The organism is Flavobacterium zepuense (genome assembly GCF_007097145.1).
In the GTDB taxonomy this organism is placed as follows: domain Bacteria; phylum Bacteroidota; class Bacteroidia; order Flavobacteriales; family Flavobacteriaceae; genus Flavobacterium; species Flavobacterium zepuense.
The window spans coordinates 72,086-96,423 of the sequence record NZ_VJVZ01000009.1; the positions used below are offsets into that span (position 1 = coordinate 72,086).

The window sequence follows — 24,338 nt, forward strand, 5'->3', positions numbered from 1 at the left end:
AAGTGCAACGTAGCGCGGCACCCGAGGGCTTAGCCCGAATTGACGAAGTAATCCCATCATCATAATACTCCCCAAAATGAGATCGCTTCGTACCTCGCGATAACGGTGCGCAAACGTGATGATCAGCCATTCAAACCAAAATACCTCCCCAATAAAATACTTGCGGCTGCAAAAGGCGACAATTCGTTGTTTTGCACCGCTTTTTTGTTTTGTTTCAGTAGGGTAGCAATATCTTCGCGGCTGTAAAAGTTAGCTTTAAGCTGCTCGTTAATGGTTTCAGTAAGCCAGTAGCTATTTTGCTCGCTTCGGCGGAAGGCAAAAAAATCATTGGCTTTGGCGAGGTCAAAATACTCGCTGATGGTCTGCCAGGTTTCGGCAATACCGTCGTGCGTTATTGAACTACATGTAGTTACCTTTGGCTGCCATCCCGATGCTTTGGGTGGAAACAAATGCAACGCCCGGTTAAATTCGGTTTTGGCCAGCTTTGCCCTTTTAATGTTATCGCCGTCGGCTTTATTTATAACTATCAGGTCGGCCATCTCCATAATGCCGCGCTTAATGCCCTGAAGCTCATCACCCGCACCCGATATCTTCAACAACAAAAAGAAATCGACCATACTGTGTACGGCGGTTTCGCTTTGGCCAACGCCCACGGTTTCTATAATAATGGTATCAAAACCACAGGCCTCACATAAGATAATAGCCTCGCGGGTTTTACGGGCCACACCTCCAAGCGTATCGCCTGACGCTGAGGGGCGTATGTAAGCATCAGCATCTTTAACCAGCTCTTCCATACGGGTTTTATCTCCCAAAATACTACCATGCGATAGCGAACTGCTGGGATCTACCGCCAGTACTGCCACTTTTTTGCCAAGTCCGGTCAGGTGCTTTCCAAAAGCCTCAATAAATGTACTCTTGCCCACGCCCGGCACACCTGTAATACCAATGCGAACCGACTTATTTGCATACGGCAGGCAACTGTTTATAACCGCTGTGGCTTTTTCAAGATGCAATGGGTTAGTGCTCTCTACCAGTGTAATGGCACGGCTTAGGGCCGTTTTATTGCCGTTTAATATACCTTTTACCAGCTCCTCTGCCGACGGTTGTTTTTTACGCAGCTGCGTAACGTGCGCAATGGCCTGCGGGCTAATGCTTTCAGGTTGGGCAATGCCATCACGTTCGTTAAGGGCAGAGATCGGTTTTTCGGGCTTATCCACAGTTTGGGTCTTTGTAAAGTAAAATTACAGTTTTTTATTGAAAGCACACTTATTTGCCTGCCATCTGGCAGGTTCTACAAATAAAAAGGGAATAAGATTTTACCTATTCCCTTAGATTTATTTAAATGCTGATATTCATGCAGAACTTTCAATAAACTTTAAGCCTGAAACCCGAAACTTTAATAAGCTGCCGTAAACCTTTGCTGGTGGTGCTTAGGGTTTTCTGCTTCATCGGCAATAACAATGGCCAGGTCTTCTACCGAAAGGATACTGCGTTGCTCATCGTTAAAAACAGGGTTGTCCAGCCCAAGGCGGTAGTTGCCAGTGCGGCCCGTAGTTATGCCCTGGTGCATCTCGAAAGCCGGGCTGAAGAATGCCCAGTCCAATTCTTTTTCCTCTTTAATAATATTCAGGTAATCACGCGCTGCTGAGGCACCCGGGTAATATTCTTTAGGGAAATCAGGGGTGTCTACCGCTTGTACGCCGGGTGCTACAAAAAGGCTGCCCGCACCACCAATAACAATAAGGCGGTTTACACCGGCATCTTTTACAGCTAACTGAATTGCCTTTGCACCGGCAATAAAATCATCGTAAATGTTGGGGTTAGTCCACCCCGGGTTAAAGGCGCTCACCACAACATCGTGGCCTTTAAGCACATCGGCAAAGGCAGCGGTATCATATACATCGGCTGCTGCAGTTGTAACATTTTCAGCGGTTTGTGCTTTTGGATTTCGTGCAATAGCGGTTACCTTGTGGTTGCGGTTTGCAAATTCGTTTACTAAAGCGGCGCCTACAAATCCTGTGGCTCCAATAACGGCGATTTTCATGATGTAAGAATTTTATGTAATAAAAAATATGACAGTTAATTGTAAAAAAAATCTAAAACCCGCTACTAAATGATAATAGCGAAATACCCTTTAGCTTATCGCTTATTTGTGAGTTAATATCGGTATATAAAGCATTAAGGCTTTCGTTAATATTTTTACCTACAGGGCAATTAGGGTTAGGGTCGTTTTTGCAATACCCCAGCGTAACGGTTTCAAAGGTCATTTTAAAAATGTCTTCCAATGTAATCTCTACAGCAGGTTTTGCCAGGCGTGTACCGCCAAATTTACCTTCACGGCTCTCTACAATGTTGTGCTTTTTAAGGTTGGCAATTTCTTTGCGCACCAGCACAGGGTTAATATTCATGCTGCCCGCTATATATTCCGACGATAAAAAATCATCTGGAGATTTAGAGAGGAGCGTTAATATGTGCAGCGTTATGGCAAACTTACCCGATATCATTACTGTAATAAAATATATTACAAACTTAGTGAGATTTTTGTGATACCAAAATTATTTACCAATTTTTTACCACTCAGGCTGTAAGGCTTGCCCTGCATGGCTTATCTTTGGGCTACTAACCACTTTAACCGTATGGATAGCATTATCCTTATATTTATTTGCCTTTTTGCGGGCTGGGGCCTGCAACGCGTTATAACCGTTCCTGCCAACGCCCACACCGCGCTTAATCAGTTTGTAATTTACATTTCGTTACCGGCGCTGTCGTTATTCTACATCCCTAAAATACAAATTAGCGCCGGCCTGTTATACCCTATAGGTGTTGCATGGTTAGGCTTTTTACTGTCCTGGGTATTTTTTGCTGGCTTGGGTCGGTTATTTAACTGGCCTAAAAAGCTTATAGGCTGCCTGGCCATAACCGCGGGGTTTGCCAATACATCGTTTGTGGGTTTCCCGGTAATTGAGGCATTATACGGTAAAGAGGGCCTTAAAACCGCTATAATTGTAGATCAGCCCGGTACGTTTGTGGTGGTATCTACATTTGGGATTTTACTGGCAGCAGCTTATTCTAAAGGATCGGGTGGGGGTAGTGGCATAGCGCGCAAGATCTTACTTTTTCCACCTTTTATAGCCTTTGTGGTTGCGGCCTGTATGAATATTTTTAATTATGATTTTATAGATACCGTGCAAAGTATTTTTACCCGTTTGGGCAGTACTGTAACACCCGTAGCGCTTGTTGCTGTGGGGCTGCAATTAAAAATAGAACGTAAAAGCAGGCATTGGAAATTTTTATGGCTCGGGCTTTTCTCTAAGCTGATACTCATGCCGTTGTTCTTTTTCATCCTCTACAAAATTATTTTAGGTGCTGATGGGCAGATGATCGATGTTTCTATAATGGAAGCCGCCATGGCGCCTATGATAACCGCTGCGATTCTGGCTTCGGCACACGGGTTAAAACCACGCCTTGCCGGAATGATGATAGGCATAGGCATACCGCTTTCGTTTATAACACTGGCGGGATGGTATTTCCTGTTGAAGTACTGGTAGAAATTTAGCCATAAATTAAACTAATTGCACAAATTTTTTTACTTGTAATACACAATGTATTGCATTTTTAATTCGTTAAATTAGTGTAATTCGTGGCTAAAAACTTCTAATTCCTGCTTCAAACAAAAATGGGTGCCGTATTTTTGCAGCATAAATTTTTTACATGAATACGCTTGAATCTCCTAAGATACTTACTACAGATAACGCCCAAAAAACAGTATATTCCATACTTTTTTCTATTGCTTTTGCCCACCTGCTTAACGATTTACTACAGGCAGTAATACCGGCAGCTTATCCCATACTAAAAGATAAATACAATCTTAATTTTACCCAGATAGGGCTTATAACATTTGCCTATCAAATGGCGGCATCGCTGTTACAGCCCTTTGTGGGCTTTTATACTGATAAGAACCCCAAACCCTATTCGCAAATCATCGGAATGGTGTTCACGCTGTCGGGGACTGTGTTGTTGGCGTATGCCAATACTTTTCCGCTGATATTGGTATCGGTTGTATTAGTGGGTATTGGGTCGTCTATTTTTCATCCTGAATCATCAAGGGTTTCATTCCTGGCATCGGGAGGTAAGAGGGGCTTGGCACAATCTATCTTCCAGATAGGGGGTAACACGGGTACTGCCATTGGTCCGCTATTAATTGCATGGATCGTAGTGCCCCACGGCCAGGAATACATTGTGTTGTTTACAGGTATAGCCCTTATTGCCATGGGTGTTTTATGGCGCATAGCCCGTTGGTACCAAAGCCACTTAACGCTTACAGCCAAAACAAAGCCGGTTATTGTAATGCCCGATCTTTCGCCTACACGCGTAGTGGTATCGGTAATAATACTGCTGGTACTAATCTTCTCAAAATATTTTTACATAGCCAGTTTGTCAAGCTATTTCACCTTTTACCTGATAGCCAAATTTGGCGTTTCTGTTAAAGATGCGCAGTTTTACCTGTTCCTTTTCTTAATTGCGGTGGCCGCAGGAACACTATTAGGCGGACCTCTGGGCGATAAATTTGGGCGTAAATATGTTATATGGTTCTCGGTATTAGGTGTTGCCCCGTTTGCCCTGATGTTGCCGTATGCCACCTTGTTCTGGACGAGTGTGTTATCTGTTATCATTGGGTTACTGTTGGCATCGGCATTTCCTGCCATATTGGTGTATGCTCAGGAGCTGCTTCCTAAAAAGCTGGGAATGGTATCAGGCCTTTTTTACGGCTTTGCCTTTGGTATGGGCGGATTGGGGTCGGCCATCTTAGGCAACCTGGCCGACAGCACCAGCATAGAGCATGTGTATGATATTTGTGCTTACCTGCCGTTAATAGGCATCATAGCCATGTTTTTACCCAATTTAAAAAAGCAATAAGTTAAAACATTTTTAGTTTTCCGGCTTTTTGCAGTATCTTAGAAAATAGAAGTATAAGCCATGCTAAAGCGGATTAAAAAGATTTTTGGATTTTATAAGATCGATGCGATACAGATTGTGCCCTACTGCAGTTATGGCACGCCACACCGCCTGTATGTAAAAGGCCGTGTGCTGGATAATGTTCCGCTGGATTATGAAGAAAATCCATCGTTCGTAGCTACTATAAAAAACGCTATAAGGCAGTTTGATACGTACGAAATTCCAGGCATAACCGTACAGCTAAAAGTACACAACTTTACGTATACAACCCGTACTGATGCCCATGGCTATTTTTTGTTTGATGTAACTACAGATACCGATTTAAGGGAACTCTCTGATGCCGAAGGCTGGCTGTTTTACGATTTGAGCATTCCTACAAACGATGCTACAAAGGTTACCGAGGTTTTTCAGGGAGAATTACTGATACCCGAAGCTGATGCCGACTTTGGCGTGATTACCGATATAGATGATACGATACTTTACACTGGTGTAACATCATTCCTAAAATGGAAGGTGCTGCTCAACTCACTGTTCGTAAACTCGTATAAGCGTATGCCTTTGCAGGATGCGCCCAGCCTGTACCAAAAGCTGCACAAGGGTATTGAAGGCAAAGAAAAGAACCCCATATTTTACCTGAGCAACAGCCCGTGGAATATGTACCAGTATCTTAAACTGTTTTTAGATCATAACCGTTTTCCTAAAGGGGCGGTGCTGCTGCGCAGTTTCAACAGTATTTTTCAGAAGGTTACAGGATCAGAAAAACCGCATAAGCAAAAGGAGATACTCAATATACTGGAGGCTTTTCCTAACCTTAATTTTATTTTGATAGGCGATAGCGGCGAGCACGACGCTACTATTTATACCGATATTGCTGCACAATTCCCTAACAGGGTATTGTGCATTTACCTTAGGAGCGTTAAGCACCGCAGGCGCATGCAGGCTGTAAAGAGCATTGTAGATAATTTTAGGGTAACGCCGGTGCTGCTGGTAGAAACCTCTGCCGATGCCGAAGCACATGCCCATACTCAGGGTTTTATATAGTGTTTGTTGGCAGTTTAACGGCTGTTTTAACAATAAACATCCTCATTGTGAGCGCCGTTTGTAATTAATTTCCTTAAATTTACAGTACAACAACAAATTAAATTAAACGCCATGTGGATTTTTGACAGCTCCATTGATAAAAAAATGAACAGTTTTGCACTGTTGCTGGTACGCATAGTAGCAGGGGTTTTTATGCTTACCCACGGTATAATGAAATTTAATATGCTTTTAAAAGGCGGGCCCATAGAATTTGCCGATCCTATAGGTGTAGGCCCCTCGGCATCGCTCTTACTCGCCATTTTTGCCGAACTTTTGTGCTCTGCATTTTTAATAATAGGCCTTGCCACAAGGCTGGTTGCCCTGCCGCTCATCATCAACTTTTTTGTGGTGGTATTTGTGGTACACGCCAACGATTTTGAAAAACAGGAAATGGGCGCCCTGTACCTGCTTATCTACGTACTGCTGTTTATTACCGGTAGTGGCAAATATTCTGTAGACGGTTTAATTGCAAGGAGGAATAAGAGGAGGTATTAACTTTTCACATTAAAGAAATATACTATGAACACAGTCCTATTTGGGCTGTTTTTTATTTATAATGAATGATATACTTCGTGATGTATATTCTAAAATCATTATTTTTGAGGCTTATTAAGCACAAGCGCAACCATGCAAAACACCAGCCTTTCGCCCGAGATACTTTCAACATTACAAGCCGTAACCGGTAGCCAGTATATTTTTACCGATACCGAAACCCGTACTGAATACGGCCACGACGAGACCGAAGATTACAATTTTCCGCCTACTGTGGTTGTAAAACCGGGCACTGCACAGGAGGTGTCACAAATAATGAAGCTGGCAAACCAACACAATATCCCCGTGGTGCCCATTGGTGCGCGTACCGGCCTTAGTGGCGGGGCACTGAGTATTTACGGTGGTATTGGGCTTAGCATGGAGCGCTTTAAGAGCATTGAAATAGACGAGAAGAACCTTCAGGCGATTGTAGAGCCTGCTGTGATAACGCAAGTATTTAGAGAAGCGGCTGCCGAAAAAGGGCTTTTCTATCCACCTGACCCGAGCAGCCAGGGCAGTTGCACCATTGGCGGTAATGTCGCAGAAAATAGTGGTGGCGCACGTGCCGTAAAATATGGCGTTACTAAAGATTATGTACTTAATCTTGAGGTGGTTTTGCCTAATGGCGAAATTATCTGGACAGGCGCTAATACCCTTAAAAACTCTACAGGATATAACCTTACGCAGCTTATGGTGGGCAGCGAGGGTACACTGGGCATCATCACTAAAATTGTAATGAAGCTGTTGCCTGCAAACACGCACAATGTGCTGATGCTTATTCCGTTCTTTAATGCAGGTCAGGCGTGCGAAGCTGTTGCAGCTATTTTTAGGGCAGGTATTGTACCAAGTGCTCTGGAGTTTATGGAGCGTGATGCGATAGACTGGGGACTTAAGTACCTTGACAACGTTAACCTTAATATTAAAGATGAGGTTCAGGCGCATTTGCTGGTTGAGGTAGATGGCAATTACCCCGATGTGCTTTTTGCCGAAGCCGAGAAAATTATGGGCGTGGTAGAGCAGTTTGAAATTGACGAAATTCTATTTGCTGATACCGCCGACCAAAAAAATACCCTTTGGAAACTACGCCGTACCGTTGCTGAGGCCGTAAAATCGAATTCGGTTTATAAAGAAGAAGATACGGTTGTGCCGCGTTATGAGTTGCCTACATTATTAGAAGGTATAAAAATTATCGGTAAAAAGTACGGCTTCCAGTCGGTTTGCTACGGCCATGCCGGCGATGGCAACCTGCACGTAAACATCATTAAAGGCGATATGACCGATGATAACTGGAAAAATGAAGTACCCAAAGGCATCCGCGAAATATTTGAATTGACGGTCTCTTTAAAAGGCACACTGTCGGGCGAGCATGGCATTGGCTACGTTCAAAAAAACTATATGGATATTGCCTTTGGCAACCACCACCTTCAGTTAATGAAAGGTATCAAACAATTATTCGACCCTAACAATATACTGAACCCCGGTAAAATATTGCCGGATAATTTATAGTGTTTTAACTCCGGAGGATTGATATGCTTATTAGTGAGCAACCTGCAAGGTTTTTGCAACCTTGTAGGTTTATAACATTGAGAAAAAACACCTACAAGGTTGCAAAAACCTTGCAGGATTACACTCCTCAGGAGTTTTACTCGTTCGCTAATATCTTAGTAGCCACTTTACCAATGCTAAGCCCCTGTACAATGATAGAGAATACCACCACAAAGTAAGTAATGGCAACAATGGTGTTGGTGTATGGGCCATCATCTATAGAAAGTGCCAGTGCAATGGAAACTCCACCACGCAGGCCACCCCAAACTAATATTTTGATGGTACCTGGCGTAAATTTTTCGCGGAAGGGTATAAACTTAGCGGGAAGCCAAATGGATATAAATCTGGAGAACAGCACAAGCACAATACAAGCCAGGCCGGGAAACCAGTAGCTATCAAGGTTTTTAATTACCAATAAATTAAAGCCTATAAAAAGAAAGAGTATAGCATTAAGAATTTCATCATTAAGTTCCCAAAACTTGTCGAGGTAGTCCTTAGTAGTAGGCGACATAGCCCAACGCCTTTTAAAGTTACCAATTATAATACCGGCAATAACCATGGTAAGCGGCCCCGATATGTGCAGCCCCCGTGCAATTAAGTATCCACCCATAACAACCGAAAGCGTTATGAGTACCGATACTTTATAATCGTCTATTTTACGCATAGCGCGTGATGCTGTAACCCCCAAGATAATACCCAGTAAAAAGGCGCCACCGGCTTCTTTTACAAAAAGCCACGCAATGTTAAGGGGGGTAAGGTCTTCGGCTGTGCCCTGTGCAAGTTGCAGTAATACAGCAAAAACCACAACGGCTACACCATCATTAAAAAGCGATTCGCCTGCAATTTTAGTCTCAAGCGATTTTCGCACCTTGGCCTGTTTTAAGATACTCAGTACCGCAACAGGATCGGTAGGCGATATTAGCGCCCCAAAAAGCAGGCAGTAAATGTAAGGTATATTCAGGTCGGTTATAGGGATGTAGTATACTGTGGTACCCACAACAAACGTAGAGATAATAACACTAACGGTAGAGAACACCACGATAGGGCCACGTTGCTCGCGCAGGTCTTTAATATTAATGTGAATGGCGCCTGCAAAGAGTAAAAAGTTAAGCATGGCACCCATAAGGAGCTCGGTAAAATCAAAACTATGAATAAGCCTCGAAATACGGCTAAGCGTAGTAGGGAACACGCTGCCAAAAATAACAAGGAAAATAGATACTGCCATAGCAAGTACCATAATACCAATTGTTGATGGGAGCTTTAAAAAACGGACATTTAAGTAGGCAAAAAAACTTGCCAAAACAATAAGAACAGAGAGTGAATAATATAATTCCATGGGCGGATAATAAGGGTAATTTAGTAAGCGTATATGCACAAACATAACGAAAAATACCCTAAAAACCTAATTACAGTACCGCCCTAAATGCAAAAAGCCCTGTAAATACAGGACTTTTTTGTGTAATTATAAAAAATTAGCTAAAATCTTTTTTGCTGTTCTTTTTGTCGCGTTTCTCTTCTTTCTTTTCTTTAGCGGTCTTTAAGGGCTCCTTCTTTACCGCTTTTTTAACGTCTTGTCCTTTTGCCATAACTTTATATTTTAATTGTTTGTAATCATGATTAGAATTAAAGATACTGCTTTATTCTTACAAAAGCAAAAGGGGGCTTAAATAGTTTGTTACAGGCCCAGTATTTCACTAAGTTTTTGATCTTTTATGTTGGCAAAAAATTTCCATTCGTAGCTGCTAAGTTCATCAGCTAATGCAACACGTTGTAATCTCCGTTGTACCAATAATGCATTTTCTCTTTCGTTAAATACAACTTTATCAGTATTATACTTTTTTTTGTAAACTTTAATAAGTAGTTCCTTCGTAAATCCGTCTACTACGTGCTCAACCGAAATTTTTATAAGCTGGTTGTAATAAAAAACACAATAGTAGTTTTTATTAATAATTTTTATTTCTTTAAAATTAAAGCTCGGGGGCACATTAATCATACTTACCGTAATTCCGTCTTTTTTAGTATTTAGCGATTTTAGATCTGCTAAATATTCTTCTTTCGGAATCTCATCATACATAGACGGGTGGATGTACGGAACAACAGAATCGTATTTGCCGGTCATTAAATAATTATACAATTCGTTAGCCCTCTTTTCGAGTGTAACCATATCCTGTGCAAAACAAAATGTGCAACCCAAAAATGCGATTATACAGAATATAAATTTACTATTCATATACCCAACGCTTTAACCACTTTTTTGTCTAACAGCTTATCCATTATGGCAATATGGTCTTTTTTAATAAACTTCCACTGGTTGTTGGTAAGCTTATCAGCCACCGCAATAACTTCCTCTTTCTTTTTGATTAAAAAAGAGTTATCAGCCGGCTTATACACCACTTCGCTTGCCTTAAGGTTGGTTTTAAAGCTTGCCGTCATATTTTCTATTTCGCCGGGTGGCAGTATGGTTTTAAAGGCTATCTTCATAAGCAGGTCGTGCTTGATCACGCAATAGCTACCGGCATCTATCTTTTTTATCACGCCATATTCAAGATTAGATGGTGTACTTATAACCGTCATTTTAAAGTTGGGGTTGTCCATCTTTTTAGTGGCGTCAATAAAAGTCTGCTTTGGGGTTGTCTCAAAATATTTTGGATACATGTCGTCAACCATAGCAGTAGCATTTGCTTCTACAGTATTTCGGTACATTTTTGCAGCGGCTATTTCTAACGACTTTTTATCCTGGGCTACAGCGCCAAAGCACGATGTAATAAGAAAGGTAACAATTAAAAAGGGTGTTTTCATTCGGGTAAATTTATTGTTTCAAATATAAGTCATTGTTCTTTTGTCTTGAAACAAAAGAACCAAAAGTTCAAGGCTCTAACTTCTTATGCTACAAAATATGAATTGAAGCTAAACGATTTGAACTCGCTTGCGCTCAAACAGCAAATCGTTCTTAACGCCTCAACTCATATTTTGCTTAATGCAACGAAGTTGAAGGCCTTTGCTTCACTCGGATTAGCTTACTCTTGCCTTGCGTTCCATTGCTTAAAATTCATCGTTTTTTTACTCGCAATTTGTTTGTAACTTTGCAGGCTCGCGTAAGCGATTGATACAAGGGCTAACTTGCCCTAAAAGAAAGGAATATGATGGAAGCAAGAAAGAAAGTCGCTTTTTATACATTGGGATGTAAACTGAATTTTTCGGAAACATCTACCATTGCGCGCAGTTTTCAGGATGAGGGTTTTGACCGTGTTGATTTTGAGGAAACTGCCGATATTTATGTTATTAATACTTGCTCTGTTACAGAGAATGCCGATAAGCAGTTTAAGCAGATCGTTAAAAAAGCACTTAAAAATAACGATAAGGCCTTTGTTGCCGCCGTGGGTTGCTATGCCCAGCTTAAGCCTGAGGAACTTGTAGCGGTAGATGGTGTAGACCTGGTGCTTGGTGCTACCGAAAAGTTTAAGATTACCGATTATATAAACGACCTGAGTAAAAACGATATGGGCGAGGTACACTCGTGCGAAATATCAGAAGCCGACTTTTACGTGGGCAGCTACTCTATAGGCGACCGTACCCGCGCATTCCTTAAAGTTCAGGATGGCTGCGATTATAAATGTACCTATTGTACCATCCCGTTGGCGCGTGGCATTTCGCGTAGCGACACCTTAGAAAACGTACTTAAAAACGCAAAAGAAATATCGGCACAAAACATCCGCGAAATTGTACTTACCGGTGTTAACATTGGCGATTACGGTAAAGGCGAGTTTGGTAACAAAAAACACGAACATACATTTTACGAGCTGGTTCAGGAGCTGGACAAAGTAGAGGGGATAGAGCGTTTGCGAATATCATCTATAGAACCTAACCTGCTAAAAAACGAAACGATAGAGTTTGTATCTAAAAGCCGCACCTTTGTACCGCATTTTCACATTCCGCTACAAAGTGGCAGTAACGATATTTTAAAGCTAATGCGCCGCCGTTACCTTCGTGGGGTATATACAGAACGCGTTAATAAAATTCGCGAAGTAATGCCGCATGCCTGCATAGGTGTAGATGTTATTGTAGGTTTTCCGGGCGAGACCGATGCGCATTTCCTGGAAACATACAACTTTTTAAACGAAATGGATATTTCGTACCTGCACGTGTTTACATACAGCGAGAGGGATAACACACCTGCCGCTACTATGGATGGCGCAGTACCTAACAATGTACGCGCAAAACGCAGCAAGATGTTAAGGGGCCTCTCGGTTAAAAAGCGCCGTGCCTTTTACGAAAGCCAGATTGGTACTACCCGTACCGTTTTGTTTGAAAGTGAAAACCGGGAGGGCTACATTCACGGCTTTACGGAAAACTACGTGAAAGTAAAAATACATTGGAACCCGGAGCTGGTTAACACCTTGCAAGAAGTAAAACTATTATCTATTGATGAAGATGGCCTTGTAAAGGCTGAGTTTACCCAAAAACCACAGGTGATTGATGCCGATAATACTAATATTTTTGAAACATTACTGGCGTAAGTATATCAAACAATATAAAATTAAAAAGAGCCGTGACTAAATTGATCACGGCTTTTTTTAGTTTATGGTTTTCAATTAGTCCATAAGCAATTTCTGAATTTCCTTTTCGGCAACATCATTCGTTAGAAACTTTCCTTCTTCATATTCTCTAATCGAATTTTTGATGCTATTGTGTTGTTTTTCTGTGAAATATATTTTTGAAAAATGCTTATCCATAGCTACAAATTTTTATAAAATTACAACGCTAATATCGCAACCCTATTATTTATTTCGAGGCTTTTAAAGCCAAATTCCTGTCGTATCCACTCAAAAGCTTTTACGTGGTATAAGAAAACGTGGGTCGGGTCGGTTTTATAGTACCAAGAGCCAAAGTCGCGGTTTTCATCAAACCTGTCTGTCATAACGTACAGTTTGCCACCGGGTTTAAGCAAATTACGCAATTGTTCAAACTCTTTGTAGGGCTCTTTAAAATGTTCGGCAGTTTCGCTACAGGCAATATAATCATAGGTTTGTTGCAGCGCGGATGCATCGTTATGAAAGTAAAGGTCGTACTCTCTTATGTCATAACTGTTATCCCTTAATAACTTCAGGATGGGCGACCCGGTACCCGACCCAAAATCCAGTCCGCTATGCTGCGGTTTAAAATCGGCAAGCACAGCATCAACAACCGGGCGCACAAAATTTTGATAACGAACATCCTCAGGATCATTATTATGCTGACGGTAATGCGCCTGCTCTTCTTCGGGCGAAAGGAAATACTTTGGGTTTGTAAAAACCGAAAGGCAAACGGAGCATTGTAAAAACTCCCTTTGCCCTTTAAGGTAATAGGATGTTGAGCTGCCGCTGCAAAGCGGGCATAATAGGTTGCTCATATTGTATTACGGATTTGTAGACCAAATGCCGCTGTCTTTAATAAACACCCTTTTATTAAGCTTAAGCTGCGCCACAATAAGTTCGGCTACATCTTCCGGCTGCATTACTTTATCGGGGTTGCCATCGGTAAGATTAAGGTCTTTAGCCATATCGGTAGCCACAGTGCTTGGCGTAAGCGCTGTAACGCGGATGTTGTGCTTGCGGACTTCCTGCATAAGCGATTCGGTTAAGCCCATCACTGCAAATTTAGAGGCACTATAAGCACTTGTAGCCGCTGCGCCCCTAAGTCCCGCTGTAGAGGATATATTAATGATGTCGCCACTTTGCTTCTCGATCATTCCCGGCAATACAGCGCGGGTGGCATAATATGTACCAAACAGGTTAATCTTAATGATCTGCTCAAATTCTTCGGGCGACAGGTCTAAGAATTTACCAAACTTGCCAACACCCGCATTGTTAATGAGTATGTCTATAGAGCCAAATTCGTTCAGTGCTTGTGCCACAGCCTTGTTAACCGAAGCAATATCGGCCACATCAGCAGTAACAGCGAGAGCCTTTACATTATGTATTTTAATTTCGGCAGCCAGTGCCTCAATATCAGCTTCCGTGCGCGCAAGCAATATTACATTGGTGCCTTCGGCGGCAAGTGCAAGCGCAATGGCTTTACCAATACCTTTACCTGCACCGGTAATCAGTGCATTTTTTCCTTTTAAACTTTGCATTATTATTTTATTGGAATTGTTTATAATCGTATTCCCGGCGGCAGCAGGTCTTTATACCTTGGATTTTTCCTGAAAAAAGCCGCTACCTTGGGGTGGGTGGGTACAACACGAAAACGGCGCTCCTCGGCAATAGCCAAAATTTCTTTCAGCATGTCGCTAACGGCAGGGTCTTCGTCAATACCTTCAGGTACATTAATTTTGGTAAGAAACAGTTTGCGCTCCTGTACAGAGTATTCTATAGATAGCATTTTGCCGTCTATAGTGGTTTCAAACTGTCTTGAGAATTCGTTATCTTTAATTTCCATGGCTATGAGTTAAATTGCATTGGCACTTCTATGATCAATATTTTGGAAGGTAATTTTGTGGTAATGGTAAGGCTGTCAAACTCAACGACACCAAAAGCATCGCGCTCATTTATTGTTTCGCCGTTAATTTCCAGCTTGCCCTCTATAAGAAAAAGATAAATTCCGTTACCGGGAATTTTAATATCGTAATTAAAAACCTGTTCAGCATCAAAAAGCCCCATATGTAAAAACGCCTTCTGGTGTATCCATAAGGCATTGCCATCATTTTTATCCTGTGGAGAAACTACATTTACAAGGCTGTTGCGGCTGCCCTCCAGGTCAAAACCTTTTTGGTCGTAGCGCGGGGTAACGTTTTCCTCCTGCGGGAAGATCCATAACTGTAGCGTTTTGGCACGCTCCGTTTTGCTGGCATTCATTTCGCTGTGCTGCACACCGGTACCGGCACTCATAACCTGTACTTCGCCAAAGCTTACCGTAGCCTGGTTGCCCATGCTGTCGCGGTGAGTAAGGCCACCCTCAAGGGGAATGGTAATGATCTCCATATTATCGTGCGGATGGGTGCCAAAGCCCTTTCCCGCGGCAATGGTATCGTCATTCAGCACGCGAAGCATGCCAAACTGAACCATCTCCGGATTATAATATGATCCAAACGAAAACGAGAAGTTAGCCTGAAGCCAGCCAAGATTAGCCGTGCCCCTTTGGCTTTTTAAGAATAATCGTGTTCTCATAATTTATTTGTAAATTAAAATTTTTGAGGCCGGTGTGTTGCCATAAAAACTTTAATTTTATACAAATTTCGGAATAAAAATTGATTGTATGCCTTTGGCACACGTTAAAACTCACAGCATGCAGAGAATACCGGTATATTTTATGCCAGGGCTGGCCGCTAGCCCAACCATATTTGAGAACATTCATTTACCGGAAGATACCTACGAGTGCTTTTATTTAGAGTGGCTGCTGCCGATTGGGAATGAACCGCTGGCCGATTATGCCCAGCGCCTGGCCCAAAACATTAAGCATGAGAACCCGGTGTTAATAGGGGTTTCTTTTGGCGGGGTTATCGTGCAGGAACTGTCGAGGATTATAAAGGCGCGAAAGGTTATCATTATATCGAGCGTGCGCTGCAATGCAGAGTTTCCCCGAAGGATGCGCTTCGCCAAGATGACGCAGGCCTACCGGTTTTTCCCTACCGGGATAATGACGCGGGTAGACTGGCTGGCCAAAGTGGCTGTAGGCAATAATTTAATTAGCAGGCGGCTTAATTTATACGAAAAATTTCTGTCTGTCAGGGATAAGAAATACCTGGACTGGGCGTTAAAAAGTATTATACTTTGGGACAGGGCCGTGCCCGACGAAACAGTAATACATATTCATGGCGATGCCGATGAGGTTTTCCCGCCTAAGTATTTAAAAAATTATATTCCTGTAAAAGGGGGTAAGCATGTTATGATAATTAATAAGTACAAGTGGCTTAATGAGCACCTGCCTGCAATTATTATAAACAACTAAGAAAAATCATCATTACTATAAAAAAAGAAAAGAAAATGGAGTGGGTAAAAAGAACAGGGGTTGTTGCCTCTATGGTTTTAGTAAGCACTGTGCTGGTGCACACGGCTACGAACAGGCAAGCAGAAAAGCAGCCCGAAAAGAAAGTGGCTTACTTTCCTGCCGAAATTGATTTTGCAGGCGAAAAGGCGCCTTTACAAATAAGCGATGTTCGCGAAAGGCTGGATAGGGAGCTACTGGTTAATGCTAACCTTGATGCTACCACCCAGCTTATTATTAAACGAGCTAACAGGGCATTCCCTGTTATAGAGCCTATCTTAAAACGTTATGGCGTGCCCGATGATTTTAAATACCTGGCAGTGATAGAAAGCGGACTTGTAAATGTGGTGTCTCCGGCAGGGGCAAGGGGTATATGGCAATTTATGCCCGAAACCGGCAAACAATATGGACTTGAGGTAAACGATCTTGTAGACGAACGCTACCACCTGGCAAAATCTACCGAGGCCGCCTGTAAATACCTGATAGAGTCTAAAGCTAAATTTGGATCGTGGACATTGGCTGCGGCATCCTACAACGGCGGCGTAGGCGGTGTGAATAAGCAAATTACGTTTCAGGGGGTAACTAACTATTATGATCTGCTGCTTACCGAAGAAACTGCCCGTTACGTGTTCAGGATACTGGCGCTTAAAGAAATTATGCAGAGTCCGGCCACTTATAAATTTAATATTCAACCCGCCGACTTGTATCAGGTTATCCCGGTAAAAACTGTAAATGTTACGGCCTCAGTGCCAGATTTGGCCGTTTTTGCTAAAGAGCAGGGCATTAATTATAAAATATTAAAGATACACAATCCGTGGCTGCGCGACCGTAAGCTCGATGTAGCTGCCGGAAAAACGTATGTAATGGAGATTCCGTTATCGGGATACTAAGAAGATTTTAGATTTTAGAATTCAGATTTAAGATTGAGCCTGCTGTTGAAAAATAGCAGGCTTTTTTAGTCTTATCCGATTACAATTACGAACGATACCCGTTCCCGGCTCCACTATCATTAAAGAGTCCCGATAGCTGTCCAGAGGGGGAAGGCCTTTGAGAAGTTTGCTAATTGTCAATCGCCTATTGAAATTTAAAAATTCCTTTTTTCGAAATCCGAAATTTAAAACCTTTAAAATCAGTTTCACTTTCTAAAATTTATCAAATTCAACTTAAAATTACATTATGTTTAATTTTATTAACTAATAATTGATTTATAATTCAATACTATTTAGGTTTAAGTAAAAAAAAATCAACGATATGCTTTGTTTGTTGAAATAAATCGCTAAATTCGTCTTATAAATATGAAAGCAAACAACATCATACATGTCATTCTCATCAGCATTATTGTCATTCAGCAATAAGGCCGGAGGGTATATGTATGTTTATATAAACTAAAATTATAAATAGCCGTTCCCCTCAAAAGGAGCGGCTTTATTTTTTAAAGGCAAAAACGATTATGAAAACAATTACTATTATTGATGTCATTTACGTCATTCCCTTGCAAATGTGAGAAGGAACTTCCGGCACCATACAAACCGGCCCTTTCTCACCCATGAGTAAGGGCCTTTTTTATACCAATACAAATTAAACAGCTATGTATTTTAACGAGAACACTATCATGTACTTTAACGGCAGCTTTGTAAAGGCAGCCGAAGCCAATATCAATTTATACGGACAGTCTTTACATTACGGTTATGCGGTTTTTGAAGGTATTAAATCGTACCAGACCGATAACGGGACAAAAATATTCAAGGCAAAGGAGCATTATGACCGCCTGCGCCGCTCGGCAGAATTAATGCACATGCCGTTTGATTATACTACCGAAGAGCTTACAGCATTATCTTATGAAGTACTGGAGCGCAACGGCTTTACCAATGCCTATTTGAGGCCATTAGTTATTTGTTCGCCTAATATGTCGCTTTCTAAAGGTAAAGAGAGTTACCTGGCTATAGAAGCATGGGAGTGGAGCAACGGTTACCTGGCCAACAAAATGCGTATCATGACTTCGAGCTTTCAGCGCCCCAACCCTAAAGCTTTTAAGGTAGAGGCCAAAGTAAGCGGACATTATGTTAACTCAATCCTTGCCTGCCAGGAAGCTAAAGATGCCGGTTATGACGAAGCTTTGGTATTAGATGCTAACGGTTTTGTTGCCGAAAGCAGTGGTGCCAATGTGTTCTTTGAAAAAGGCGGAACGTTGTATACTCCTGCAAAAGGCAGCATATTACCGGGCATTACCCGTGCTACGGTATTAGATATCTGTAAAGAACTTGAAATACCTACGGAAGAGCGCTTTTTTACCCCCGATGAAATGCGTGGCGCCGATGCTGCCTTCTTTTGCGGTACTGCCGCAGAAGTCGTAGCGCTTTATTCGCTGGATGATGTACCCTTTACAAAAAACTGGGATACCAGCCTGAGCGCCACCGTTCAAAAAGCCTATCAAAATTTGGTATTAGGCAAAACACTGGAGGAGTTTAAGTTGCAGTTAGGGTAAATTCCAAATAACAATATTCAAATAACAAAAGCACAAACCCAGGCTATTCATTACGTATAGGTATTTCCCTCTCATTTGGAGAGGTTAAGGTTGAGGCTTAACAAAATTAATAATACAAAGGTTTAAAGCAATCGTGGCAACCTGAAACTTTAAACCTGAAACTTTAAAAATGGAATTAAATAAATATTCAAGGGTTTTTACCCAGGACGATACACAACCCGCTGCGCGTGCCATGCTTTACGGCATAGGTTTTAATGATGATGACATGAAAAAAGCGCAGGTGGGTATAGCCAGTATGGGCTATGACGGCAACACCTGTAATATGCACCTTAATGACCTGGCTCAGGTGGTTAAAAAAGGCGCGTGGGATACCGGCCTTGCCGGTTTGGTGTTCAATACTATTGGCGTTAGCGACGGTATGAGCAACGGTACCGATGGTATGCGTTATTCTTTAGTAAGCCGCGATGTTATTGCTGACAGTATAGAGGCTATTTGCGGCGCGCAGTATTACGACGGACTAATTACCCTGCCGGGCTGCGACAAGAACATGCCGGGCAGCATAATGGCTATGGGCAGGCTTAACCGCCCCTCTATAATGGTATACGGTGGTACTATTGCACCGGGCTGTTATAAAGGCGAAACACTAAATATCGTATCGGCTTTTGAGGCTTTGGGTCAAAAAATAGCCGGTACCATGAATAAAGAAGATTATGAAGGCGTAATTCGCAATGCCTGCCCAAGTGCAGGAGCCTGTGGTGGTATGTACACAGCCAATACTATGGCAGCCGCTATTGAGGCGCTGGGCATGAGTCTGCCGTATTCATCATCAAATCCGGCACTAAGCCCGGAGAAACAGCAGGAATGCATTGATGCTGCCAAACATCTTAAGCTTTTATTAGAAAAAGATATCAAGCCAAGCGATATCATGACGCGCAAAGCGTTTGAAAATGCTATGCGAATTGTGGTGGTTTTGGGAGGCAGCACAAACGCTGTACTGCACTTTATTGCTATGGCAAAAAGCATTGGTGTTGAGGTCACTCAGGACGATTTCCAGACCATGAGCGATAAAACACCCGTTCTGGCCGATTTTAAGCCCAGCGGTAAGTACTTAATGCAGGATTTATACAACAACGGTGGTATTCCTGCCGTTATGAAGTATCTGCTTAAAGAAGGCCTGCTACACGGCGACTGCCTTACCGTTACCGGAAAAACCGTTGCAGAGAACCTTGAAGAAGCAGCCGACCTTGATTTTGAAACCCAAAGAATCATCAGGCCATTATCAGATCCTATAAAACCAACCGGACATTTACGCATATTATACGGCAACTTGGCACCGGGTGGCAGCGTTGCAAAAATCACGGGTAAAGAAGGTGAGAAGTTTACCGGCCCTGCGCGTGTTTTTGATGGCGAGAAAAACCTGATTGCAGGAATTTCGGATGGGAAGGTGCAGCATGGTGACGTAATTGTTATCCGTAATGAAGGCCCTAAAGGTGCACCGGGCATGCCCGAAATGCTTAAGCCTACCAGCGCGCTTATTGGTGCCGGCCTTGGTAAAAGTGTAGCATTAATAACTGACGGCCGCTTTAGCGGAGGTACCCATGGTTTTGTGGTGGGGCATATTACCCCGGAAGCCTATGAAGGTGGAACCATTGGCCTTGTGCACGATGATGATATTATAGAGATCGATGCGGTAAACAATACACTGGTACTTAATGTATCAGATGAGGAATTGGAAAAAAGAAGGCAGGCCTGGCAACAGCCCGCACTAAAAGTTACAAAAGGATTGCTTTATAAATATGCCCGTACGGTATCATCGGCAGCAGAAGGCTGCGTAACCGATGAGGCATAAACCAAAACAGTAGGATTATGGAAAAGACATTGGAACAAAATGCTCCGGACACAAAACCACAGGAGTCGGTTACCTTAACAGGCGGGCAGGTATTGCTTGAGGCATTTATACAGGAGGGGGTAACCACCATTTTTGGTTATCCGGGTGGTGCGATTATGCCCATTTACGATGCCCTTTACGATTATAATGAGAAATTAGAACACATACTGGTTCGCCATGAGCAGGGCGCCATACATGCGGCTCAAGGCTTCGCAAGGGTATCGGGCAGGACAGGTATTGTGTTTGCTACCAGCGGCCCCGGAGCTACCAACCTGGTTACCGGCCTTGCCGATGCCATGATAGACAGTACGCCGCTTGTGTGTATTACCGGGCAGGTGTTTGCGCACCTTTTGGGTACCGATGCTTTTCAGGAAACTGATGTAATCAACATAACCACCCCCGTAACCAAGTGGAACTACCAGGTTACCGATGCCGAAGAGCTTCCAACCATACTGGCTAAGGCTTTTTACATAGCGGCTTCGGGCAGGCCGGGTCCGGTGCTTATTGATATCACTAAAAATGCCCAGCTTCAAAAAATGGAGTTCAGCGGCTATACAAAATGCAATTACATACGCAGCTACAGGCCTAAACCTGTGGTTAGAAACGAATATATAGAGCAGGCCGCCGCTGCCATTAACGCTGCCGAACGCCCATTTGTGGTATTTGGCCAGGGTGTAATTTTAGGCAAAGCCGAAGAAGAGTTTAAGGCTTTTCTTGAAAAATCGGGTATACCTGCGGCGTGGACGATATTGGGTATGAGCGCCATCCCGACCGACTATCCGTTAGGTGTTGGTATGGTGGGTATGCACGGTAATTACGGCCCGAACCGTTTAACTAATGAGTGCGATGTGCTTATTGCCATAGGCATGCGTTTTGACGACCGCGTTACCGGCCGACTTGATAAGTACGCCACCCAGGCTAAGGTTATCCACCTGGATATTGACCCGGCTGAAATTGATAAAAACGTAAAAGCTGATATACCGGTGTGGGGCGATTGTAAAGAAACTCTTCCGCTGCTAACAGCTTTAGTCGATAATAAAACGCATGAGGCGTGGCATCAAAAATTTAAAGACTGTGCCGAAAGAGAAATAGAGAAAGTTATTAAAGATGAGGTATACCCGACGTCTGATGCGCTTACAATGGGTGAGGTTATCCGTAACCTTAACGAGCTAACGGGTGGCGATGCTATTATTGTTACTGATGTAGGTCAGCATCAGATGGTAGCCTGCCGTTATGCCGAATACATCCATTCTAAAAGTAACGTAACCAGCGGTGGATTAGGTACTATGGGTTTTGCATTGCCGGCAGCCATTGGTGCTGCTTATGGCGACACTTCGCGCCAAACGCTTGCTATTATTGGCGATGGCGGCATCCAGATGACCATTCAGGAGCTTGGGACAATCATGCAGTTCAAGCCTAATGTAAAAATTATGATCCTTAACAACTGCTTTTTGGGTATGGTACGCCAGTGGCAGCAGCTGTTCCACGAAAAAAGGTATTCGTTTGTAAATATTGAGAGTCCGGATTTTGTACAAGTGGCAAAAGGCTACGGCATACCGGGCAATAGCGTTTCCGAAAGGGATAAACTTCGCGATGCCATGACAACCATGCTAAACCACGACGGCAGTTACCTGCTGGAAGTTATGGTGGGTAAAGAAAATAATGTTTTCCCAATGGTGCCACAAGGCAAAAGCGTAAGCGAAATAGTGCTGTGCAGGGAGGAGATGGGTTAAAAAGTTTTGTTTAAAGTTTCAGGTTTCAAGTTGCCACGATTGCTGTGGTACTGAGTAAGCGGAACCGAGTGAAACTTGCTCCGCAAAGTCTCCCGACTTTGTGGAAGTGTTTCAGGGTCTCTGACCCAAAACTGAATAATATATTGCGCATGTCGGGAGACATGCCATCACTGCCGCAAAGTCGGGAGACTTTGCGGAGCATGCCGCGCCCAAATAAATTATGAGGAAAAACAAGCGATGATGGCAGCATCATCCTGAATATAGAAATTATGAAAAAGGAATTCACCATAACCGTATATACCGAGAACCATGTGGGTTTATTAACCCGTATTGCGATAATTTTCTCGAGGCGGAAAATAAATTTAGAGTCGGTTAACGTTGGCCCCAGCGAGGTAGAGGGCATTAGCCGCTTTACGCTGGTAATTAACGAATCGGAAGAGGTTGTTCAAAAAGTAGCCCGCCAGATCGAGAAACAGGTTGAGGTATTAAAAGTATTTTTCAATACCGATGACGAGATCGTGTGGCAGGAAATGGCTATGTACAAAGTGCCTACAAAGGTTATAGTAGAACAGGTAAAAGTAGAAAGGCTGCTTAGGCAGTATGGCGCCAATACGGTTGTAATCCGTAATGATTATACTGTGTTTGAAACCACAGGCCATAAAGAAGAAATAGATGCACTTGCCGCAGCTTTAGAGCCTTGGGGGCTTATAGAATTTGTACGCAGCGCACGTATTGCAATTATTAAAGCCAGCGAAGGTATGCATAAAGCTGTACTGGACTTTGAGGCCGCCGAACCAAGCGAACCGGTTGTAGAGAATGAATTTCTTGATAAAAGGGATGGCGTTTTTACAATGTAAAATTCTTTGTTTAAAGTTCCAGGTTTCAAGTTGCCACGATTGCTGTGGTTAATCAATTGTCCCTGACTTTAGTCAGGGGTTGATAAAAAGGATAAAAATTGGCTTTAGCCAAATATGAATACTTAGCTCCGCAAAGTGGGGAACTTTGCAGAGTATAAAAAGCTATTAACAAACAAATCAGATAAATTAAAAATTTCAGACTAAAATGGCAAAATTAAATTTTGGGGGAGTTGAAGAAAACGTAGTAACCCGCGAAGAATATCCGTTAGATAAAGCACAGCAAACATTAAAAGATGAGGTAGTTGCCGTTATAGGCTACGGCGTTCAGGGCCCGGGCCAGGCACTAAACCTTAAAGACAATGGCATTAGTGTAATTGTGGGTCAGCGTAAAAATTCTAAAAGCTGGGATAAAGCTGTTGCCGATGGATTTGTACCGGGCGAAACCCTTTTTGAAATTGAAGAAGCCCTGCAAAAAGGCACTATTATATGTTACTTATTAAGCGATGCCGCACAAATAGAATACTGGCCGTTGGTAGAAAAATACCTTACTGCCGGTAAAGCATTGTACTTCTCACACGGATTCGGAATTACGTTTAACGACCAGACAAGCATCGTTCCACCTGAAAATGTGGACGTGTTTTTGGTTGCACCAAAAGGTTCGGGTACATCATTACGCAGAATGTTCCTTCAAAACCGTGGACTGAACAGCAGCTATGCAATCTTTCAGGATGCTACAGGTAAAGCGTTTGACAGGGTAGTATCGTTAGGTATTGCTATTGGTAGCGGTTACCTGTTTGAAACCAACTTCCAAAAAGAAGTATACAGCGACCTTACCGGAGAGCGTGGTACGCTTATGGGCGCTATCCAGGGTATTTTTGCGGCTCAGTACGATGTGCTTCGTAAAAAAGGGCACAGTCCATCGGAAGCATTTAACGAAACGGTTGAAGAGCTTACTCAGTCGCTTATGCCATTGGTAGCAGAGAATGGTATGGACTGGATGTATGCCAACTGTAGTACTACGGCCCAACGTGGTGCGTTAGACTGGTGGAAGCGTTTTAGAGATGCTACATCGCCAATTTTTGAAGAATTATACGATAGCGTTGCCACCGGTAAAGAGGCGGGCTACAGCATAGAAAGTAACAGTAAACCGGATTACCGTGTAGATCTTGATGCTGAGTTAGCCGAACTTCGCGACAGCGAAATGTGGCAGGCGGGCAAGACCGTGCGCAGCCTTAGGCCGGAAAATAACTAGGCATTCGATGCAAGCGATTTAATTTCTAATTGCATCGCAACATAATAAC

General features: G+C 42.8%; 24 protein-coding genes. 13 read left to right on the forward strand and 11 right to left on the reverse strand.

Annotated elements, in window-relative coordinates; translation table 11 throughout:
- Window positions 1–122: 122 nt before the first annotated feature.
- The 3 genes from meaB to FMM05_RS14025 form a co-directional block, all read right to left on the reverse strand.
- Window positions 123–1,217, reverse strand: coding sequence for a methylmalonyl Co-A mutase-associated GTPase MeaB (meaB, locus tag FMM05_RS14015; RefSeq protein ID WP_143374023.1), 1,095 nt, complete (start codon window positions 1,215–1,217; stop codon window positions 123–125).
- A gap of 179 nt (window positions 1,218–1,396) precedes the next feature.
- Window positions 1,397–2,044: an NAD(P)-dependent oxidoreductase gene (locus FMM05_RS14020; RefSeq protein ID WP_143374024.1), complete on the reverse strand. Its 648-nt coding sequence runs from the start codon at window positions 2,042–2,044 to the stop codon at window positions 1,397–1,399.
- Between the two features lie 52 nt (window positions 2,045–2,096).
- Window positions 2,097–2,504, reverse strand: a complete 408-nt coding sequence (locus tag FMM05_RS14025) for an Rrf2 family transcriptional regulator (protein WP_143374025.1) — start codon at window positions 2,502–2,504, stop codon at window positions 2,097–2,099.
- Between the two features lie 96 nt (window positions 2,505–2,600).
- On the opposite strand from FMM05_RS14025, the gene FMM05_RS14030 reads away from it, so the two are divergent.
- From FMM05_RS14030 to FMM05_RS14050, 5 genes are all read left to right on the forward strand, one after another.
- Window positions 2,601–3,548: an AEC family transporter gene (locus FMM05_RS14030; protein WP_317129572.1), complete on the forward strand. Its 948-nt coding sequence runs from the start codon at window positions 2,601–2,603 to the stop codon at window positions 3,546–3,548.
- Window positions 3,549–3,711: 163 nt separating this feature from the next.
- The gene (locus FMM05_RS14035; RefSeq protein WP_143374026.1) at window positions 3,712–4,917 is read left to right on the forward strand and encodes an MFS transporter; all 1,206 of its coding nucleotides are present in this window, start codon (window positions 3,712–3,714) and stop codon (window positions 4,915–4,917) included.
- Window positions 4,918–4,977: 60 nt separating this feature from the next.
- Window positions 4,978–5,997 (forward strand): App1 family protein, encoded by a 1,020-nt coding sequence (locus tag FMM05_RS14040; RefSeq protein ID WP_143374027.1) that lies wholly within the window; start codon window positions 4,978–4,980, stop codon window positions 5,995–5,997.
- A 144-nt stretch (window positions 5,998–6,141) separates the two neighbouring features.
- Window positions 6,142–6,531 (forward strand): DoxX family protein, encoded by a 390-nt coding sequence (locus FMM05_RS14045; RefSeq protein WP_235894413.1) that lies wholly within the window; start codon window positions 6,142–6,144, stop codon window positions 6,529–6,531.
- A gap of 132 nt (window positions 6,532–6,663) precedes the next feature.
- The gene (locus FMM05_RS14050) at window positions 6,664–8,073 is read left to right on the forward strand and encodes an FAD-binding oxidoreductase (RefSeq protein WP_143374029.1); all 1,410 of its coding nucleotides are present in this window, start codon (window positions 6,664–6,666) and stop codon (window positions 8,071–8,073) included.
- A gap of 136 nt (window positions 8,074–8,209) precedes the next feature.
- Here FMM05_RS14050 and FMM05_RS14055 read toward each other — a convergent pair whose 3' ends face one another.
- The 3 genes from FMM05_RS14055 to FMM05_RS14070 form a co-directional block, all read right to left on the reverse strand.
- Window positions 8,210–9,448 (reverse strand): cation:proton antiporter, encoded by a 1,239-nt coding sequence (locus FMM05_RS14055; protein WP_143374030.1) that lies wholly within the window; start codon window positions 9,446–9,448, stop codon window positions 8,210–8,212.
- A 339-nt stretch (window positions 9,449–9,787) separates the two neighbouring features.
- On the reverse strand, window positions 9,788–10,342 hold the full coding sequence (locus tag FMM05_RS14065) for a hypothetical protein (RefSeq protein ID WP_143374031.1): 555 nt from the start codon (window positions 10,340–10,342) through the stop codon (window positions 9,788–9,790).
- Entirely contained in the window at window positions 10,339–10,911 is a 573-nt protein-coding gene (locus FMM05_RS14070; protein WP_143374032.1) for a hypothetical protein, read from the reverse strand. Before FMM05_RS14070 ends, FMM05_RS14065 begins: the two co-directional genes overlap by 4 nt.
- Before the next feature lie 344 nt (window positions 10,912–11,255).
- On the opposite strand from FMM05_RS14070, the gene mtaB reads away from it, so the two are divergent.
- Window positions 11,256–12,629, forward strand: a complete 1,374-nt coding sequence (gene mtaB, locus FMM05_RS14075) for a tRNA (N(6)-L-threonylcarbamoyladenosine(37)-C(2))-methylthiotransferase MtaB (RefSeq protein ID WP_143374152.1) — start codon at window positions 11,256–11,258, stop codon at window positions 12,627–12,629.
- 75 nt (window positions 12,630–12,704) lie between these two features.
- Here the strand turns inward: mtaB and FMM05_RS21025 are convergent, their stop codons facing one another.
- Genes FMM05_RS21025 through FMM05_RS14095 form a run of 5 tightly spaced genes read right to left on the reverse strand, consistent with a single transcriptional unit; the run spans window position 12,705 to window position 15,257 of the window.
- A complete protein-coding gene (locus FMM05_RS21025; protein WP_185965597.1) occupies window positions 12,705–12,845 on the reverse strand; it encodes a hypothetical protein in 141 nt (46 codons plus the stop codon).
- Between the two features lie 20 nt (window positions 12,846–12,865).
- On the reverse strand, window positions 12,866–13,501 hold the full coding sequence (locus FMM05_RS14080) for a class I SAM-dependent methyltransferase (protein ID WP_143374033.1): 636 nt from the start codon (window positions 13,499–13,501) through the stop codon (window positions 12,866–12,868).
- Window positions 13,502–13,507: 6 nt separating this feature from the next.
- Entirely contained in the window at window positions 13,508–14,224 is a 717-nt protein-coding gene (locus FMM05_RS14085; RefSeq protein WP_143374034.1) for a 3-ketoacyl-ACP reductase, read from the reverse strand.
- Between the two features lie 20 nt (window positions 14,225–14,244).
- On the reverse strand, window positions 14,245–14,529 hold the full coding sequence (locus tag FMM05_RS14090) for a GNAT family N-acetyltransferase (protein WP_143374035.1): 285 nt from the start codon (window positions 14,527–14,529) through the stop codon (window positions 14,245–14,247).
- 2 nt (window positions 14,530–14,531) lie between these two features.
- Window positions 14,532–15,257 carry a pirin family protein gene (locus tag FMM05_RS14095; protein ID WP_143374036.1) on the reverse strand — a complete coding sequence of 242 codons (726 nt, stop codon included), beginning with the start codon at window positions 15,255–15,257 and terminating at the stop codon, window positions 14,532–14,534.
- A 118-nt stretch (window positions 15,258–15,375) separates the two neighbouring features.
- Between FMM05_RS14095 and FMM05_RS14100 the strand changes: the two genes are divergently transcribed.
- The 7 genes from FMM05_RS14100 to ilvC all read left to right on the forward strand — a co-directional run bounded on the left by FMM05_RS14100 (window position 15,376) and on the right by ilvC (window position 24,289).
- The gene (locus tag FMM05_RS14100; protein WP_143374037.1) at window positions 15,376–16,038 is read left to right on the forward strand and encodes an alpha/beta hydrolase; all 663 of its coding nucleotides are present in this window, start codon (window positions 15,376–15,378) and stop codon (window positions 16,036–16,038) included.
- Window positions 16,039–16,073: 35 nt separating this feature from the next.
- A complete protein-coding gene (locus FMM05_RS14105; protein WP_143374038.1) occupies window positions 16,074–16,964 on the forward strand; it encodes a lytic transglycosylase domain-containing protein in 891 nt (296 codons plus the stop codon).
- Between the two features lie 698 nt (window positions 16,965–17,662).
- A complete protein-coding gene (locus tag FMM05_RS14110; RefSeq protein ID WP_143374039.1) occupies window positions 17,663–18,559 on the forward strand; it encodes a branched-chain amino acid transaminase in 897 nt (298 codons plus the stop codon).
- 169 nt (window positions 18,560–18,728) lie between these two features.
- Window positions 18,729–20,408, forward strand: a complete 1,680-nt coding sequence (gene ilvD / locus FMM05_RS14115) for a dihydroxy-acid dehydratase (protein WP_143374040.1) — start codon at window positions 18,729–18,731, stop codon at window positions 20,406–20,408.
- Between the two features lie 17 nt (window positions 20,409–20,425).
- On the forward strand, window positions 20,426–22,180 hold the full coding sequence (gene ilvB / locus FMM05_RS14120) for a biosynthetic-type acetolactate synthase large subunit (protein WP_143374041.1): 1,755 nt from the start codon (window positions 20,426–20,428) through the stop codon (window positions 22,178–22,180).
- Between the two features lie 269 nt (window positions 22,181–22,449).
- A complete protein-coding gene (gene ilvN, locus FMM05_RS14125) occupies window positions 22,450–23,037 on the forward strand; it encodes an acetolactate synthase small subunit (protein ID WP_185965598.1) in 588 nt (195 codons plus the stop codon).
- Window positions 23,038–23,242: 205 nt separating this feature from the next.
- On the forward strand, window positions 23,243–24,289 hold the full coding sequence (gene ilvC / locus FMM05_RS14130) for a ketol-acid reductoisomerase (protein WP_143374043.1): 1,047 nt from the start codon (window positions 23,243–23,245) through the stop codon (window positions 24,287–24,289).
- Window positions 24,290–24,338: the final 49 nt, after the last annotated feature.

Coding starts and splice junctions, on each gene's coding strand:
- ilvD (WP_143374040.1), top strand. CDS start 18,729: ATGGAATTAAATAAATATTCAAGGGTTTTTACCCAGGACGATACACAA.
- FMM05_RS21025 (WP_185965597.1), bottom strand. CDS start 12,845: ATGGATAAGCATTTTTCAAAAATATATTTCACAGAAAAACAACACAAT.
- FMM05_RS14065 (WP_143374031.1), bottom strand. CDS start 10,342: ATGAATAGTAAATTTATATTCTGTATAATCGCATTTTTGGGTTGCACA.
- FMM05_RS14080 (WP_143374033.1), bottom strand. CDS start 13,501: ATGAGCAACCTATTATGCCCGCTTTGCAGCGGCAGCTCAACATCCTAT.
- FMM05_RS14095 (WP_143374036.1), bottom strand. CDS start 15,257: ATGAGAACACGATTATTCTTAAAAAGCCAAAGGGGCACGGCTAATCTT.
- ilvB (WP_143374041.1), top strand. CDS start 20,426: ATGGAAAAGACATTGGAACAAAATGCTCCGGACACAAAACCACAGGAG.
- ilvC (WP_143374043.1), top strand. CDS start 23,243: ATGGCAAAATTAAATTTTGGGGGAGTTGAAGAAAACGTAGTAACCCGC.
- FMM05_RS14070 (WP_143374032.1), bottom strand. CDS start 10,911: ATGAAAACACCCTTTTTAATTGTTACCTTTCTTATTACATCGTGCTTT.
- ilvN (WP_185965598.1), top strand. CDS start 22,450: ATGAAAAAGGAATTCACCATAACCGTATATACCGAGAACCATGTGGGT.
- FMM05_RS14100 (WP_143374037.1), top strand. CDS start 15,376: ATGCAGAGAATACCGGTATATTTTATGCCAGGGCTGGCCGCTAGCCCA.
- FMM05_RS14105 (WP_143374038.1), top strand. CDS start 16,074: ATGGAGTGGGTAAAAAGAACAGGGGTTGTTGCCTCTATGGTTTTAGTA.
- FMM05_RS14025 (WP_143374025.1), bottom strand. CDS start 2,504: ATGATATCGGGTAAGTTTGCCATAACGCTGCACATATTAACGCTCCTC.
- FMM05_RS14035 (WP_143374026.1), top strand. CDS start 3,712: ATGAATACGCTTGAATCTCCTAAGATACTTACTACAGATAACGCCCAA.
- FMM05_RS14020 (WP_143374024.1), bottom strand. CDS start 2,044: ATGAAAATCGCCGTTATTGGAGCCACAGGATTTGTAGGCGCCGCTTTA.
- FMM05_RS14045 (WP_235894413.1), top strand. CDS start 6,142: ATGAACAGTTTTGCACTGTTGCTGGTACGCATAGTAGCAGGGGTTTTT.
- FMM05_RS14030 (WP_317129572.1), top strand. CDS start 2,601: ATGGCTTATCTTTGGGCTACTAACCACTTTAACCGTATGGATAGCATT.
- FMM05_RS14090 (WP_143374035.1), bottom strand. CDS start 14,529: ATGGAAATTAAAGATAACGAATTCTCAAGACAGTTTGAAACCACTATA.
- FMM05_RS14055 (WP_143374030.1), bottom strand. CDS start 9,448: ATGGAATTATATTATTCACTCTCTGTTCTTATTGTTTTGGCAAGTTTT.
- mtaB (WP_143374152.1), top strand. CDS start 11,256: ATGGAAGCAAGAAAGAAAGTCGCTTTTTATACATTGGGATGTAAACTG.
- FMM05_RS14085 (WP_143374034.1), bottom strand. CDS start 14,224: ATGCAAAGTTTAAAAGGAAAAAATGCACTGATTACCGGTGCAGGTAAA.
- FMM05_RS14050 (WP_143374029.1), top strand. CDS start 6,664: ATGCAAAACACCAGCCTTTCGCCCGAGATACTTTCAACATTACAAGCC.
- FMM05_RS14040 (WP_143374027.1), top strand. CDS start 4,978: ATGCTAAAGCGGATTAAAAAGATTTTTGGATTTTATAAGATCGATGCG.
- FMM05_RS14110 (WP_143374039.1), top strand. CDS start 17,663: ATGTATTTTAACGAGAACACTATCATGTACTTTAACGGCAGCTTTGTA.